The sequence below is a fragment of the Streptomyces sp. NPDC102467 genome (genome assembly GCF_044765445.1).
GTDB lineage: Bacteria > Actinomycetota > Actinomycetes > Streptomycetales > Streptomycetaceae > Streptomyces.
The window spans coordinates 108,594-123,495 of record NZ_JBIWKA010000015.1; the positions used below are offsets into that span (position 1 = coordinate 108,594).

Sequence of the window (14,902 nt, forward strand, 5' to 3'; positions counted from 1 at the left end):
GTCTTACCGTGCCTTCTGGTCGATGTCCGGGACGCGTGCCCATGACGGCCGCTCCGTCCGGCCCGTCGTGTTCTCCCGGGCGTGCCGCCCGTTGTGGCCGCGCAGCGCGGTGGGCAGCCCGTCCCACAGGGTGCCGTCGGTCCTGTCCCGCGGGTCGGGGTCGATGAGCACCACCCCGATCACCGGGATGAGCAGGTCCGCGAGCTGCCGCGCCACGGTGTGCAGCCATGCGGTGCTGCCGTGCCCGGCGCGCACGACGAGCACGGTCCGGGTGCCGAGGTCCTCCAGGCCGGTCCAGGCCGTGCCGGGCGCCACCGAGCCGACGCCGAGCCGGCGCTCCTGAGGCGACACCGCCGCGGCCCGTTCGCCGCTGACCACGCTCGGGTCCCCCGGCTTCGGGCGGTGGCCTGCCAACTCCTGGCCGGGCAGGCCGTCGATGAGGACCACCGGCCCCTCCGCCGCCAGTGCCCGGCCGAGGTCCAGGGCGATCACGCTCGTGCCGCGCGCACAGCCCAGTTCGAGGAGCGACACCGGTTCCGCGGAGTCGCGCAGGGTGCGGGCCAGGGTCGCGGTGAGGCGTTCGCGTGCCGCCCGGGTCCTTCGGCGCTGCCACCGCCTGCCCGGCCGGGGCAGCTCCGCGAGGACCGAGGCTCCCAGGTTCCCCGCGATGTCCCGGCGCAGCACGGGGCGGTCCCGCACCACCACGCCGACCGCGGCCACGGCGAGACCGAGGACGAGTCCGAGGACGAACCCGATCGCGGCGCTGGTGGCCGCGGATCTGGGCAGGGAGTGCCGCACCGCGCGCGGGGCGTCCACGATCTGTGTGCCGGCGACGACCTTGGGCGTGCCGGTGCGCGCCTCCTCGGCGCGCTGGTCGAAGTCGGCGATCCGCGAGTTGAGTTCGGCCCGGCGGGCGAAGAGCGACTCGATGCTCGCCGACGCCTTCGCGTCGGTCTCCGGCGACCGGTCCCCGATCTCCTTGTTGACCTGGGCGAGTTCGCCCCGCATGCGGTCGCGCTGGTCGGCCAGGGCTCTGGCCTCGGCCTGCGCGGCTTCCTTCATCCGCCGTATGTGGTCGGCGACGAACGTGTCGGCCAGCGCCGTGGCCCGTGCCACGGCTTCCGCGTCGCTGTCCCCTGTCACATCGATCTGCATCAGGTTGTTGGTCAGCCCAGTCCCCCGGTAGTCCCGCATGAAGTCCTCCGGTTTTTCGGAGGAGTTGAGGGACCGCAGGGCCTTGTCGGCGATCTGTGTGGTCCCCAGCAGGGCGACGTCGGTGCGCATCAGCGTTCCGGTGTCGTTCGGCTGGTCGTCCGCATGCGCGACCAGCACCTTGGTCACCGCGGTCGGCGGCGGCGGCATCAGGACCGCCAGCGCGGCGCCGGCCAGCAGTCCCAGGAGCGCGAGGGACCACCAGAGGCGGCGGCGCCTGCGCACCGCCACCACCAGCGCGTGCAGGTCGAAGAGCGGAGAGGCTGCCGACGACTCCGAAATCGTGCTCGTCGTCACGCCGAGCCTCCCGTCGCGTGGCCGGGAACCGCGAGCGCCAGGGTGGCGTCGTCCGGAACCCCGTCGGCCGAGCGCGTCGGGCGGGCCAGGACCGGGCCGGCGACGACGACGCCGACGACCTCGTGTCCGCCGTCCGCACACGCCTCGGCGATGCCGGTGAGCTCCTCCGCCGTCCAGCTGCCCGCGCTGAGGACGACCAGCGCGCCGGACTCGGTGTCGCGGTCCGGCACGATCGGCCGGTCCACGGACACCTCCACCACGTTCAGCAGCGGGTCGCTCTTGGTTTCGGCCGCGAGGTGCCCGGCGGCCCGGCGGGCGATCTCGTCGCCGTCCGGTACGACGACCAGCAGCCGTCGGGGGGCGGGCAGCTGGTCCCGGAGGCGAGCGCACACCCGCTGATAGCGGATCCGCCGGCCGGCCTCGTCGCCCGACGTCCGCGGGGCCGGTATGTCCCACCGGGTGTCGACGCCGAGGAGCCGACGGATCCGGGCGCGCGGGCCACGGTTTCGCGGTCGCGCGCGCTCCTCACCCGGCACGTCCACGCTGCCGAGGAGCGTCGAACGCAGCGCCGCGGCGATCTCCGGTTCGGTGCGCAGCCGGCGGTTCATGCGGGCGGCGGCGAGGTGGCCGACGATCGCGAGCAGGAGGAACAACAGGGCCCCGGCGGCGATGAGTTGCGTCCTTGTCGGCGGCGCCTCGCCGGTCGGCCGGGCCGCGGGACCCATGACGACCATGCCGGCCTTGTTGTTCGCCGGGTCGGCCTGGTCCAGTTTCGTCATGGCTTCTTCCAGCGAGGTGCGCAGCTTTTCGAGATCGGTGCGGGCCTGCACGCTCTCCACTGTCTGCCCGGGATCGGCCGCGTCGGCCAGGTCGGTGATACGGCGGTTGGTCTCCACCACCTGCTGCCGCAGTGCCTCGGTCCCCGTGGCCGCGTCGGGGTCGGTGCCGCCGCCCGCGATCCGCGCGGCGAAGCTGACGAATTCCTTGGCCACCTGGTCGGAGAGCTGCTGCGCGCGCCGCGGGGTGTCGGCCGTTCCCGAGATCTTGACGAGGTTCCCGTCGGCGGCCGCGGCACTCACCCGGTCCTGTAGCTCGCCCGTGCTGACACCCCGCCAGTCGAGTGTGGCGGCGGCGCGGTCGACCACCGACGAACTGGTCGCGATGTCCACCTGGGTCAGCAGTTCGCGCTCTTCCCACTGCCCTGGCAGCAGTACTGATGCCGACGCCGTGTAGCGCGGCGGAAACAGCACTGAGGCTCCGTAGCCGACGAGCGCGCCCACCACGGTGAGGACGGCGAGAAGCCGCCAGCGCCGCCGGAGCACGCGCCCGACCGTGACCAGGCGTATCGATTCCTCGCTCAAGGACGCTGCCTCCCCCGCGCCCGGGCCTGCTCGCCCGTCGGCACCGGAGTGCGGTCACGGCACGCGGCGGCGTAGGCCGCGAGCAGTGACGCCTGCGAGTTCCGCCAGGAGAGGTCCCCGCTGATCCGCTCCGTGCCGATCTTGCCCATCCGGGCCCGCTTCTCCGGATCGTCGAGGAGCAGCGCGATGAGCCCGGCGAACGCGGCCTCGTCGTCGCCGGCCGCGTAGACGGCGGCGTCGCCTGCGGAGACGCGCGCCTCCCGCAGGTCGAACGAGACGATGGGCCGGCCCATCGCCATGTACTCCAGGACCTTGTTCATGGTCGACACGTCGTTGAGCGGATTGCACGGGTCGGGGGAAAGGCACACGTCCGCGGTGGACAGGTAGCGCACCAGGTCGGCGTCCGGGATGCGCCCGGTGAACTGGACCTGTTCGGAGAGCCCGAGTTGCCGGGACAGCTCCACCATCGCGTCGAAGGCGTCGCCGGAGCCGACGAACACCGCGTGCCAGTCGGTCCGCCCGAGCTCGTCGCGGAGCTTCGCCAGGGCCCGCAGGGCGTAGTCGACACCGTCCTGGGGGCCCATGACACCCAGGTAGCACAGCAGATGGGGCTTGCCGCGCTTCAACTCCGGTTCGGGCGGCACCGGTTGGAACCGTTCGACGGCGGGCGCGCTGCGCACCACGAAGACGTCCTCCGGCCGTTTGCCGCCACGGCGCAGCGCGACGTCCCGGTAGCTCTCGTTGGTGGCGAGCACGACGTCCGCGGCCCGGTAGGTCCGCCGTTCCAGCGCGCACACGGCGCGGTACAGCAGATCCTCGCCGCGGTCGAACCGGGAGAGATACAGCTCGGGTACCAGGTCGTGCTGGTCGAAGATGAACCGCGCGCCGCGCCGCTTCATCCACAGCGCGGGCAGGAACAGCAGGTCGGGCGGGTTGCAGGCGTGGACCACGTCGACCGGGCCGACCTTGCGGGCGAGCCGGAGCGTGTGCCACAGCGCCGATCCGTACTCCCGCAGGTAGCCGGCCGGGCCTCCGGTGGCCGCGCGCAACGGGTAGCGGTGGATCCGCACCCCGTCGATCTCCGCCTCCGGCTCCGTGTCCCGCCTGCTCCCCTGGGGACAGATGACGTGCACCGTCCAGCCCCCGTCGCGCAGCGTCGTGCACTCCTGCCACACCCGTCGGTCGAACGGCACCGACAGGTTCTCCACGAGGATCAGCGCGCGCCGGTTCGTCCCGTCGCCGCTGGTTGTGTCCTTGAACGATCTTTCACCAAGCAAGGCCCACGTACCCCGGTTCGGTCCGGCGCGCATCGGCGTCGGGAAGGCGGACGAGATCGACGATCACCGGCTCTTCGCCGTGGCCGAGCGCCGAAAGGACGGCCGGGTCCCTGGTCCCGACCAGGCACACCTCGGCGTGTTCCAGCACTTCGTCGACGGAGTTCGCGAGCAGCTGCGCGAGGTGCGGCAGCCGGGTCTCGATGTATTCGCGGTTCGCGCCGATCAGCCGGGAGAGGCTCACGTTGGCGTCGTAGATCCGCAGGTCGTACCCCTTGCCGAAGAGCCGCTCCGCCAGCTCGACGAGCGGGCTCTCGCGGAGGTCGTCGGTGCCGGGTTTGAAGGAGAGACCGAACAGGCCGACCCGGCGCTTGCCGGTGCGTTCGACCAGGTCCACCGCACGTTGCAGATGGTCGGAGTTGGAGGGCAGCACGTGGGAGAGGATGGGCACCGAGACATCGGCCTGCTTGGCCGCGTGGACCAGGCTGCGCAGATCCTTGGGCAGGCAGGAGCCGCCGAAGGCGAAGCCGGGCCGCAGATAGGCGGGGCTGATGTTCAGCTTGCGGTCGGCCAGGAACACGTCGATCACCTGGTGGGAGTCGACGCCGAGTGCCTGGCACACCGCGCCCAGCTCGTTCGCGAAGCCGATCTTGAGTCCGTGGAAGGCGTTGTCGGCGTACTTGATCGCCTCGGCCGTGGGGACCGGTACCCGGAACACCTCGCCGGGCAGGCCGTCGTAGAGCGCGGCCACCGCGTCGCCGCTCGCCGGGTCGAGTTCGCCGATGACGGTCTTGGGCGGGTCGAAGAAGTCCCGCACGCTCGTCCCCTCGCGCAGGAACTCCGGGTTGACCGCGACCCCGAAGTCCACGCCTGCCGTGCCGCCTGCGTGCTTCTCCAGAATCGGTATCAGCAGGTTCATGCAGGTGCCCGGGAGCATGGTGCTGCGGAACACGACGGTGTGCCGCCCGCTGCGCGCACCGCGTTCCGCCAGCGCGGCGCCGATCTGCTCGGCGACCCGCTCCAAGTACGTGGTGCACAGGCTGCCGTTGGGCTCCGACGGGGTGCCCACGCAGACCAGCGAAACGTCACTGCCCAGGATCGCCTCGCGGACGTCGACGGTGGCGCGTAACGCCTCTGTCCGCACGACCTCGGCGGTGAGTTCGCCGATCCGCTCCTCGACCACCGGGGCCCTGCCCTGGTTGACCAGGTCGACCTTCGCCTGGTTCACGTCCACCCCGATGACGTCGTGACCCAGGCTCGCCAGGCACGCGGCAGACACGCAGCCCACGTAACCGAGCCCCAACACGCTGACTCTCATGCCCTGTTCCTCCCCCCAGGCAGGCCCTTGTGGCCTGCGGTCCGTACGCCGGAGACCCGACGCCCCCCATGCATCAGTAGGCCCCCTGGCCATGCAGCACCGCACGCAGCGTCTTCCACAAGATCACCGAGTCGAGAGCGAGCGACCAGTCCTCCACGTACCGCAGGTCGAGGCGGACGGCCTCGTCCCACGGCAGGTCGCTGCGGCCGCTGATCTGCCACAGGCCGGTGAGCCCCGGCTTGACGAGCAGCCGCCGCCGGATGTCCGGGCCGTAGGCGGCGGACTCCTCCGGGAGCGGGGGCCGCGGGCCGACGAGCGACATCGATCCGGTGAGTACGTTGAAGAGCTGCGGGAGCTCGTCGATCGAGTACCGGCGCAGCACTGCTCCCACCCGGGTCACCCGCGGATCCCGGCGGAGCTTGAACAGCAGACCCGCGCCCTCGTTGCGGTCGGCCAGCTCGGCACGGGCCCGGTGGGCTCCGGTGACCATGGTGCGGAACTTGAAGATGGTGAACTCGCGGCCGTCCTTGCCCACCCTGCGCTGGCGGTAGAACGCCCCGCCCCTGCTGTCCACCAGCACGAGCAGTGCGACGAACCCCATCAGCGGCGCGAACACCATCAGCAGGACCGCCGCGCCCAGCCGGTCGACGACCCCCTTGATCGCCCGGCGGCCTCCGCTGAAGGTCGGCATGCTGACGCGCAGCAGCGGGATCCCGAGCACCGCGTCGACGTGCAGCCGCGGTCCTGCCACCTCCATCAGTACGGGGGCCACGACCATCTCGGCCTCGCTGCCTTCGAGGTTCCAGGCCAGCCGCTGCAGCCGGTCCGGTGACCAGTGCGGGTCCGGTGTGACCGCGACGACCCGGTAGCCGTCGCGGCGGACGTGGTTGGCGACGTCCGCCAGGAGGCCGACGACCGGCACTCCGTCCAGTTGGTCACCGTCGGGCCCGAGACCGTCCGTCGTGCACACCGCCTCCACCCGCCAGCCGAGGTGCGGGAACTTGCGGGTCCGGCTGATCAGGTCGCGCACGGTGGCCGGGCTCCCGGCAGCGAGCACCGGTCTCAGGCACTGCCCTTCCTTACGCTGCTTGTGCAGCCAGAGGCGGAGCACGTACCGCTCGGTCATGGTGACGAACGCGATCGCGGGGATCGCGACGAAGATCCAGAGCTTGATGTTGCGCGAGGTGAGGGCGATCCCGCCGAGGGCCAGTACGACGGTCGCGGTGAACAGTGAGCGTCCGAGCCGGCGGAATTCCTCGGCGCCCTGGCCGAGTACGGCCGGCGCCCACGACCGGCTCACCGCAAGCGCGCCCAGCACCAGCAGTTCGGTGCCGAAGGCGAGAATCCCCCACTTCTCATGCCAGTTGGCCGCGTCCCGGGCCCCGAAGAAGTTGCCGATCGCTGCCACCACGGAGGCGGTGGCCACGGTGTCGCTGGTGATCACGGTACGGCGGTACCGCTGCTCCCAGTCGTTCGCCTGCTGGCTGATCGCCCCGTCCGTCAGACGCTCGTGCGCCGACGGAAAAGGGCCGACTAATCCCCCCTGCACAGAAACCCCCCGGTCCCCAGTGGTTCGACGTGGTCGTCAGTTCCTCACCACGAGGGGGCCCCCGCCCCCGCGCCGCGCCGCTCTTCCCCCCTGGGGCCCCCACCCCCGCGCGTGCCCTGCCGGCGCCCGGCGCCGGGGGCCCGGCCGTTGACTGTCGTCAACAGCAGCCCCATTGATCATCATTTGTCGGCTGGTGTCACAGAATGTGAAGCGAGCTCAATGTAGACCATCGAGCCCCATCTGAAGACAGGGATGTGTGTAATTTGTGCTCAAGATTTGAAGCTCAAACCACAGACCCGCGACCGTTTGCGGGCACCTTGGTGACGAAACCCGGCCCGACCTGCGACAACGAGAGATTTCCGGGCTGCCGACACCAACACCCCAGCGGGTCCGCCGAGTTCGCAGGCCTCGCACCCTTGCGCCGGACGATCCCCGTGTAGTCCGCTGATCCGCATGGGGAAGAGGAGCATGGCCGCAATGACCGCCGCCCTTGTCGCGGGGTCCCTTCTGACGGGCGTACCGCATGCAAGTGCACGAGCCGCCGGGCAAGGCAGCGACAGCTCGTCGCCGCCGACCGGGTCACTTCTCGCACCAGGGGTCGACCTGGACACCGTGACCATCCCGGAGTTGCAGGCACACATGGCGGACGGTTCGGTGTCCTCGTCGACGCTGACCCGGGCCTACTTGCGGCGGATCGAGAAGGTCGACCCCACGATCCACTCGGTGCTGCGTACCAGCCCGACAGCCCTGCGCCAGGCGGCCGCCAGCGACGCCAGGCACCGGCGGGGCAAGACCCTCGGGCCGCTGGACGGCATCCCCGTACTGCTCAAGGACAACGTGAACACCCGCGACATGCCGACGACAGCCGGGTCGCTCGCGCTCGCCGGGAGCCCGCCCGACACCGATGCCGCGCTGGTGACGCGGCTACGGAAGGCGGGGGCCGTGATCCTCGGCAAGACCAACCTGTCGGAGTGGGCCAACTTCCGTGCCGCCAAGCCGACATCGGGGTGGTCGGCGGTGGGCGGGCAGACCAACAACCCCTACGTCCTCGACCGGAATCCGTGCGGTTCCTCCGCGGGCTCCGCCGCCGCGCTCGCCGCGTCGCTGTCGCAGGTGGCGATCGGCACCGAGACCGACGGCTCCATCGTGTGCGCGGCGGGGATGAACGGCGTCGTCGGCCACAAACCCAGCCTCGGCCTGGTCAGCCAGTCGGGCGTGGTGCCGATCTCCGCCGAGCAGGACACGGCCGGGCCCATGGCGCGCAATGTGACCGACACCGCGCTCACGCTCTCGGTGCTGAGCGACGGGAAGGGCTCGCGTGCGGCGGCGAACCACGGCAGCCTCCGCGGCAAACGGATCGGCCTGTGGCGCCTGCCCTCGCTCGGGTCGGACGTGGACGCGGTGATGACCCGCACGGCGAAGGCCTTGCGCACGGCCGGAGCCGTGGTCGTCGAGGTGACACCCCCGTACCAGGCGCGGCTCGCCGAGCTCGAATTCCCGGCGCTGCTCAGCGAGTTCCACCGGGACATCGACGCCTATCTCAGTACGCGCAAGGGACCCCGCGACCTCGCCGAACTGATCGAGTTCAACCGCGACCACCCCGCGGAGCAGACCTGCTTCGCCGGCCAGGAGCTGTTCGAGCAGGCGCTCGCCGCGCCGCCCACCACCGACCCCGAATACCGCGCCATGCGCGCGGAGTTGAAGGACCTCTCCCGGCGCTCCATCGACGAGACAATGGCCTCCCGGCACCTGGACGCCATCGCCGCGCCCACGAACCCGCCCGCCTGGACGACCGACTGCGCGCGCGGCGACAACGACGTCATCCCGTCCTCCACCCCGGCGGCCGTCGCCGGATACCCGTCCCTCTCGGTGCCAGCCGGGTCCGTGCACGAACTGCCCGTCGGCCTGCTCCTGATGGCCGGTGACCACCAGGACGCCGGACTCCTGTCACTGGGGGCCGCGGTGGAGCACCGGCTGAAGGCCTGGCGGGCGCCGCGCTACCTGCCGACCGTCGGATCCGGCGCGGCCCGGCATTAGTCGGGGTCGGGGGTTCATGGACAGGCTCTGAGCGTCAGCCACGACGATCGAGCTGCAGTGATGAGGCCTCCGCCTTGCCCGGGGCCGGCACCAGGCCCGCCGGCGCACCGATGCCGTTCCACTCCAGGTGGAGAATGGCGAGGTCATCGGTGTGCCGGTTGGCGTTGAGTTCGCGGACCTGGGTGATCAGCTCGTCGAGATGCGTGTCGGTGTCGTCCGCCGGGATCCGGTCCATCAGACGTATGAGTCCGTCGACGCCGAGGCGCTCCGGCTCCTCCCCCTCGTGACCCTCGACCAGGCCGTCCGTGTAGATCACCAGCGCTCCGCGGTCCGGCAGGGTGAGCTCGCTGGCGTGCCAGTTGGCGTATCCCGGTGCGATGCCCAGAGCGATGCCGTGGTGCGCCGACACCTCGTGCGTCCCGTCCGCCGTGGTCAGCAGGGGTGGGTGATGGCCGGCGAGATAGAGGGTCGCGCGGCCACCGGCCGGGTCCAGGCACGCCAGAGTGACGGTCGCGAACAGGTCGCTCTGCGGGCGCTCGGCGACCAGCATCCGTTCGAGGAGCAGCAGCAGATCCTCGGCGCGGTGGCCGCCCAGTGTGAGGGACCGCCAGGCGATGCGCAGGCACACTCCGAGTGCGGCGGCGTCGGGACCGTGCCCGCTCACGTCGCCGACGACGGCGTGCAACTGACCGTCGGCCGTCTGGACCACGTCGAGGAAGTCGCCGCCGAGCAGGGCCCGGTCGCGGCCGGGCAGATAGCGGCTCGTGGCTCTGATCCGGGAGGCGGAGATCATCGGCTGCGGCAGCAGGCCCCGTTCGAGGCGGGCGTTCTCCTCGGCGCGCAGTTGCCCGGCCCGGATGTCCGCGCTGACCCGCTCGGCCTGCTTGCGGTGGACGGCGTAGCGGACGGCGCGGTGCAGCAGGTCCCGGTCGACCTGACCCTTGACGAGATAGTCCTGGGCACCGGCGGCCACCGCTTCACTGCCCGCCTGCGACTCGGCGAGACCGGTCAGGACGATGATCGCCGCGTCAGGTGCGATCTCCTGGACCGCGGCGACCGCGCCTATCCCGCTGGCATCGGGCAGGTGCAGGTCCAGCAGGATGCAGTCCGCGGCGTGGACCGTCGGTTCGCCGCGGACGGCGCCGAGACTGCTGCACCGGATCAGGGAGTGGCGCAGTCCGGTGTCGATCAGCAACTCCTCGACCAGGAGAGCGTCGCCGTCGTCGTCCTCGACCAGAATGATCCGGACGTGCTGCTCGGGCACGAAGGTGTTCATCTCGCGGCCGCGCCCTCGACGACGGGCTGCCGCACGGGCTCGGTGGCGGCGAGAGTGAAGACGATGCGGGTGCCCGGCGCGTGGTCCGGGTCGATGCCGATGGTTCCGCCGTGGAACTCGGTGATCTTCTTGCACATGGCGAGGCCGATTCCGCTTCCTGGATAGGCGTCCTTGGTGTGCAGACGCTGGAAGATGACGAACACCTTCTCCGCGAACTCCGGGGCGATCCCGATGCCGTTGTCGCTGACCGCGCAGCGCCACAGGTCGCCGTCGCGGGCCGCCTCGATCCTGATCTCGGGCGCACGGTCGGCGTGGCGGAACTTCACCGCGTTGGCGATCAGGTTCTGCCACAGGATGCCGAGTTGTGTGCTGTCCCCGGTCACGGTGGGGAGCGGGTCGCGGACGATCCGGGCTCCCGATTCCTCGATGGAGACACTCAGTGCGTCGAGCGTCTGGCCGACGACCTCCTCCAGGTCGACCTCGCGGTGGTCGTTGTGGACGCGGCCCACGCGGGAGAACTCCAGGAGGTCGTTGATGAGCTTCTGCATGCGGTTCGCCCCGTCCACCGCGAACCCGATGTACTGGTCGGCCCGCTCGTCGAGCTGTCCGGCGTAGCGGCGCTGCAGGAGTTGGCTGAAGCTGGACACCTTGCGCAGGGGTTCCTGGAGGTCGTGCGAGGCGACGTAGGCGAACTGCTCCAGCTCGGAGTTGGAGCGACGTAGATCCGCGGCCTGTTCGTCGAGCCGGTGGCGGGCGTCCTCGGCGAACGCGAGTTCGTCCAGGAGCCGGCGGCGCATGGCTTCCACGTCCGCGCCGAGCAGGCGCAGGTCCGCGGGCCCGGAGGCGACGACGGGGTGCTCGAAGTTGCCGCCGGAGACCTCGCGGGCATCGGCGCCCAACTGTCCGAGCGGGGTCGTGACACCCCGCCGGAGTCCCTCGAAGATCAGGACCGTGAGCAGCAGGATGACAGCGGCGATGCTGATGAGGATGCCGTCACGCAGCCGCGTCGCGCTCCGCAGGTCGTCCGTGGCTGCCAGGCGGGCGTCGCGCAGGCGGTCCTGTTGGACGACCATCGCCTTGCGCAGCGCGTCGAACGACGTCTTGCCCTGGTTGGCCCGCTGTGCGGAGATCTCCACCGGGGCGCCGGCGGGGGCCTCGGCGACCGGTCCCGCGAAGGTGCGCTGCCAACGGCCCGCCTTGTCCAGGACGCTGTCGAGATCGGTGCGCCCCCGGCTGTCGTGCACCAGCAGCCGCCGCAGTTCGGTCACGGCGGACCGCTGACTGGCCAGCCCCTCTTTGTAGGGCGCCAGAAAGCTGCGCTCGCCGGTGAGGCCGTAGCCCCGGATGCCCGTCTCCTGGTTGACCAGGGCCGCCTCCAGGCGGACGGCGTTGGAGAGCGAGGGGCTGCGCACGTCGACCAGCTCGTCGGTGATGCCGGAAGCCCGGTTCAGGGACCACAGGCCGAGACCGCCCAGGGCGGTGAGCACGACGAGAGCCGAGAGGGCGCTCACCAGCAGCCAACGGCGCGTCGTCCAGGTCGCACGGGACGATCCGGAACGCCGGCTCTTGACATCGGTCGCCATACCGGAACGCTCCTCGAGATTCAGCCAGGGCCGCCCCCCAAGCGCGCGGCGTGCATACTGTAACCGCAATTCGACAAGTCATGTTGTCGAGCAACTGGCACTTTCCCTAGGGTGGGCGGCATGCCGGGCAAGCATTTCTCGCTACGCGTGACCGAGGAGGAGATCGCCGAGCTGACCATCGACGCGCTCGACGACCTTGTCCGTCGGCTCACTCCTCGCACCCTCGATCCCCGTCCCGTCGGCGGCGGCAGCGACGACGACGCGACCCCCAAATCGCAGGCGTTGACGCGCTTGTACATGGTGTTGCAGCTGAGAAGCGCATTGGATCGCCTGGAGTACCAGGCGGCCCAGGAAGCGGTCGCGGCAGGAGCCGGTTACCCCCAACTCGGCCGGGTACTCAACATCACCAGGCAAGGGGCCAGAAACCGCTGGCCCGATCTGATCACCCACCCGTCCCACGCCTCAGTCGACCCGAACCCGCCCCGGAGCCCATGAGATGACCACGCCGACTCGTCCCTACGACGTCCTCCTCGTCGAGGACGACCTCGCCGACGCCATGCTGGTCCAGGACGCCCTGACCGCGCGCGGCGCCCGCAACCTGACCCAGGTCGAGGACGGCATCGCCGCTCTGGAGTACCTGCGCGACCCGGACTCCACCCGTCCCGATCTGATCGTCCTGGATCTCAACATGCCGAGGATGAACGGGCGGGAGCTGCTGGCCGTACTCAAGGGCGACGAGGATCTGCGCTCGATCCCGGTCGTGGTCCTCACGACCTCCTCGGCGCCGAACGATGTGACGGGCGCGTACCAGCAGTACGCCAACGCCTATGTCACCAAGCCGGTCAACCTCGACGACTTCGAGCACGCGGTCCAGAGCATCGACGCGTTCTACCTGGACACGACCACGCAGCTGCCCCGCCCCTGACGAGACAGCGGAACCGCTGGAGGAGGTCTTGTGGGTGCTCCGGACGCGTCCGACACGGAGCGCTTCACATGTTCACAGGCTCGGGCCGACACGAGCGCGGCTCTGGTCTCCCTGTGCGCGGGCCTGCCCCAGCAGCAGGCCCGCCGTCTCCATGAGGACGCGCTCCTGATCGCCAGCGAGCTCGCCTCGAACGCGCTGCGCCACGGCGGTGGCATCACACGCTTCAGCGCCCGCGTGCGCGACAGCGCCCTGCTCGTCGAGGTGAGCGACCGCAGCCCGCAGGCGCCGTTGTCCAGACCTCACGAACCCACCGTCCCCGGCGGGTTCGGCTGGATGCTGGTCAACGACCTGGCGCACACCGTCACCGTCGAGGCGCACGACGGGGGCAAGACCATATTCGTCGCACTGGACACCGCTCCCTACCGTTGAACCTGCGGGGAACCGGCTCGTTCTGACCATTCTGCTTCAGGGGTAACGCCTTGAATCGGCCATTTTTCTCTCGGGAATCCATGGCCCGTCATCCCACCACAGCCGGGTATTGCAACGATGGCACCAGAACATAGGGTGAGAAAGAGGACACCCGGCGGAGTGGGCGCGGGGTCCATTTTCCGGACGCGCGGTGGCCGCTTCGCTTTGCACCGCGCCCCCTCTCGTCGACCATGTCAGTGACGCCTGGTTCACCTGGTACTGCTGAGCACACCGCTCACATTGAGCACTTCGTGGCATTCCTGCGCACGGCGCCCCGTGGCGGGAGTGCCCGGCTTCGCACAGGTCACCTGGGCCGTCACCGTGTCGTTCTCGGTGATCCTGATGGGGGTGACCCAGTGGTAGTCCTGATTGCGGAACGTCTCGAGCGCGATGGTCGTGATCTTGCGCTCGCCGAAGTTGATGGTCAACACCCCCTCGTCGCCCTGGAAGTTGGCGACGACGATGTCGGTGATCCCGAACACCTTGCCCGCGGGCACCGTGTAGGTGCCGGTCTTGTTCGCGCCGCTGCCCGTCTGCAGGTCGATGGTGGCCGAGCTCTGCTGCCCGCCCGCACTTCCGGTGCCGGTTCCGGTGCCCGTCCCGGTACCCGATCCGTCACCTCCGGTACCCGGCTGGGTGCTCGATCCGCCACCGCCGGGCTGCTGGTCCGCGCCGCCCCCCGCGCCCTGTCCGTCCGGACTGCCCGGGGTCGGCCTGGGCTGGACGACCTCGTCGGCCGCCTGCTTGGCCGTGCTGCGCACCGCGGGCCGCACCAGGGTGAACCAGGCGAGCAGCAGGGCGAGCACCGCGGCGAGCACCGCGAGCAGCCACTTCGGGAAGATCGGTATCTGCACGAACTCGGCGTCCAGGGGCGCGCGGACGTCGAGCGCCGCCGCGGGTTCGCGCTGTTCGACGCCGTCACCGGTCTCGGCGACGGCGACCGTGAAGGGCCAGACCACGGGGCTGCCGAACCAGACCGGCTTCCCGATGCGCACCCGCAGGCCCACCTCGGCGGACTCGCCCGGCTCCAGCTTCTGCACCGTCGGGCGCAGCGCGAACCCCAGCTCCTCCCCCGGCTGGGCCGGCGTGAAGCCCAGTTGCACCGGGCAGTTGCCCTCGTTGCGCAGCGCCAGCCGGTAGCGGCCGCGCAGCCAGCCGCGGCGGCGGCGCGGCGCGATCTCGGAGCGCAGTTGCCGGAACTCCTCGACGCGCACGGTGGTTTCGGGCACCCGGACCGCCTCGGGGTGCTCCGTGGGCAGGATGCGCACGGCGAGCGGCAGCTCACCGGCCCGCACCTCGGGGGAGCGCGGCGGATCGAGGCGGATCGTCACCGTCTCGGAGGTGCCCGGGTAGAGCGAGAGACGCTCCGGTTCCACAGTCGCCCAGGCAGCGCAGTCGCCGACGACTTCCAGGTGGTACGCCTCGACGATGTCACTGTCGTTACGGACGGTCAGGCTGGTGGATGCGGTGCCGCCGGGCGTCACTGACACCTCGGGGATGTCGAGGCCGGGCGCACCGGGACTGGGGGAGGCTGCTGGAGACGTCACGCGGCGAGGCTATGCCGCGGCCCCGGCCCCTTGGAGAGGCGTGAGGGCAAGGCCC

Annotated in this window: 12 protein-coding genes; 4 read left to right on the forward strand and 8 right to left on the reverse strand. The window is 70.8% G+C overall.

The features are described from left to right. Positions 1 to 3 precede the first annotated feature (3 nt). The 5 genes from ACIREE_RS29650 to ACIREE_RS29670 all read right to left on the reverse strand — a co-directional run bounded on the left by ACIREE_RS29650 (position 4) and on the right by ACIREE_RS29670 (position 7,011). Positions 4 to 1,509: a Wzz/FepE/Etk N-terminal domain-containing protein gene (locus tag ACIREE_RS29650; protein ID WP_404158684.1), complete on the reverse strand. Its 1,506-nt coding sequence runs from the start codon at positions 1,507 to 1,509 to the stop codon at positions 4 to 6. Beyond that, on the reverse strand, positions 1,506 to 2,870 hold the full coding sequence (locus ACIREE_RS29655; protein ID WP_404158687.1) for a Wzz/FepE/Etk N-terminal domain-containing protein: 1,365 nt from the start codon (positions 2,868 to 2,870) through the stop codon (positions 1,506 to 1,508). The genes ACIREE_RS29650 and ACIREE_RS29655 overlap by 4 nt, the downstream gene beginning before the upstream one ends. Further along, positions 2,867 to 4,180, reverse strand: a complete 1,314-nt coding sequence (locus ACIREE_RS29660) for a glycosyltransferase family 4 protein (protein ID WP_404158690.1) — start codon at positions 4,178 to 4,180, stop codon at positions 2,867 to 2,869. The genes ACIREE_RS29655 and ACIREE_RS29660 overlap by 4 nt, the downstream gene beginning before the upstream one ends. Continuing rightward, positions 4,137 to 5,462 carry a nucleotide sugar dehydrogenase gene (locus tag ACIREE_RS29665; protein WP_404158693.1) on the reverse strand — a complete coding sequence of 442 codons (1,326 nt, stop codon included), beginning with the start codon at positions 5,460 to 5,462 and terminating at the stop codon, positions 4,137 to 4,139. The genes ACIREE_RS29660 and ACIREE_RS29665 overlap by 44 nt, the downstream gene beginning before the upstream one ends. A gap of 73 nt (positions 5,463 to 5,535) precedes the next feature. Next, complete coding sequence (locus tag ACIREE_RS29670; protein WP_404158696.1) at positions 5,536 to 7,011, reverse strand: sugar transferase; 1,476 nt, start codon at positions 7,009 to 7,011, stop codon at positions 5,536 to 5,538. Between the two features lie 453 nt (positions 7,012 to 7,464). Between ACIREE_RS29670 and ACIREE_RS29675 the strand changes: the two genes are divergently transcribed. Continuing rightward, entirely contained in the window at positions 7,465 to 9,048 is a 1,584-nt protein-coding gene (locus ACIREE_RS29675; protein ID WP_404158699.1) for an amidase family protein, read from the forward strand. Between the two features lie 34 nt (positions 9,049 to 9,082). Here ACIREE_RS29675 and ACIREE_RS29680 read toward each other — a convergent pair whose 3' ends face one another. Next, positions 9,083 to 10,324 carry a PP2C family protein-serine/threonine phosphatase gene (locus ACIREE_RS29680; RefSeq protein WP_404158702.1) on the reverse strand — a complete coding sequence of 414 codons (1,242 nt, stop codon included), beginning with the start codon at positions 10,322 to 10,324 and terminating at the stop codon, positions 9,083 to 9,085. Beyond that, on the reverse strand, positions 10,321 to 11,907 hold the full coding sequence (locus ACIREE_RS29685) for an ATP-binding protein (RefSeq protein ID WP_404158705.1): 1,587 nt from the start codon (positions 11,905 to 11,907) through the stop codon (positions 10,321 to 10,323). Before ACIREE_RS29685 ends, ACIREE_RS29680 begins: the two co-directional genes overlap by 4 nt. Before the next feature lie 120 nt (positions 11,908 to 12,027). Between ACIREE_RS29685 and ACIREE_RS29690 the strand changes: the two genes are divergently transcribed. Genes ACIREE_RS29690 through ACIREE_RS29700 form a run of 3 tightly spaced genes read left to right on the forward strand, consistent with a single transcriptional unit; the run spans position 12,028 to position 13,261 of the window. After that, positions 12,028 to 12,402 (forward strand): hypothetical protein, encoded by a 375-nt coding sequence (locus ACIREE_RS29690; protein WP_404158708.1) that lies wholly within the window; start codon positions 12,028 to 12,030, stop codon positions 12,400 to 12,402. 1 nt (position 12,403) lies between these two features. Next, a complete protein-coding gene (locus tag ACIREE_RS29695) occupies positions 12,404 to 12,832 on the forward strand; it encodes a response regulator (protein WP_404158711.1) in 429 nt (142 codons plus the stop codon). A 30-nt stretch (positions 12,833 to 12,862) separates the two neighbouring features. Beyond that, positions 12,863 to 13,261 carry an ATP-binding protein gene (locus ACIREE_RS29700; RefSeq protein ID WP_404158713.1) on the forward strand — a complete coding sequence of 133 codons (399 nt, stop codon included), beginning with the start codon at positions 12,863 to 12,865 and terminating at the stop codon, positions 13,259 to 13,261. 248 nt (positions 13,262 to 13,509) lie between these two features. Here the strand turns inward: ACIREE_RS29700 and ACIREE_RS29705 are convergent, their stop codons facing one another. Continuing rightward, positions 13,510 to 14,847 carry a hydrolytic protein gene (locus tag ACIREE_RS29705; RefSeq protein ID WP_404158716.1) on the reverse strand — a complete coding sequence of 446 codons (1,338 nt, stop codon included), beginning with the start codon at positions 14,845 to 14,847 and terminating at the stop codon, positions 13,510 to 13,512. Positions 14,848 to 14,902: the final 55 nt, after the last annotated feature.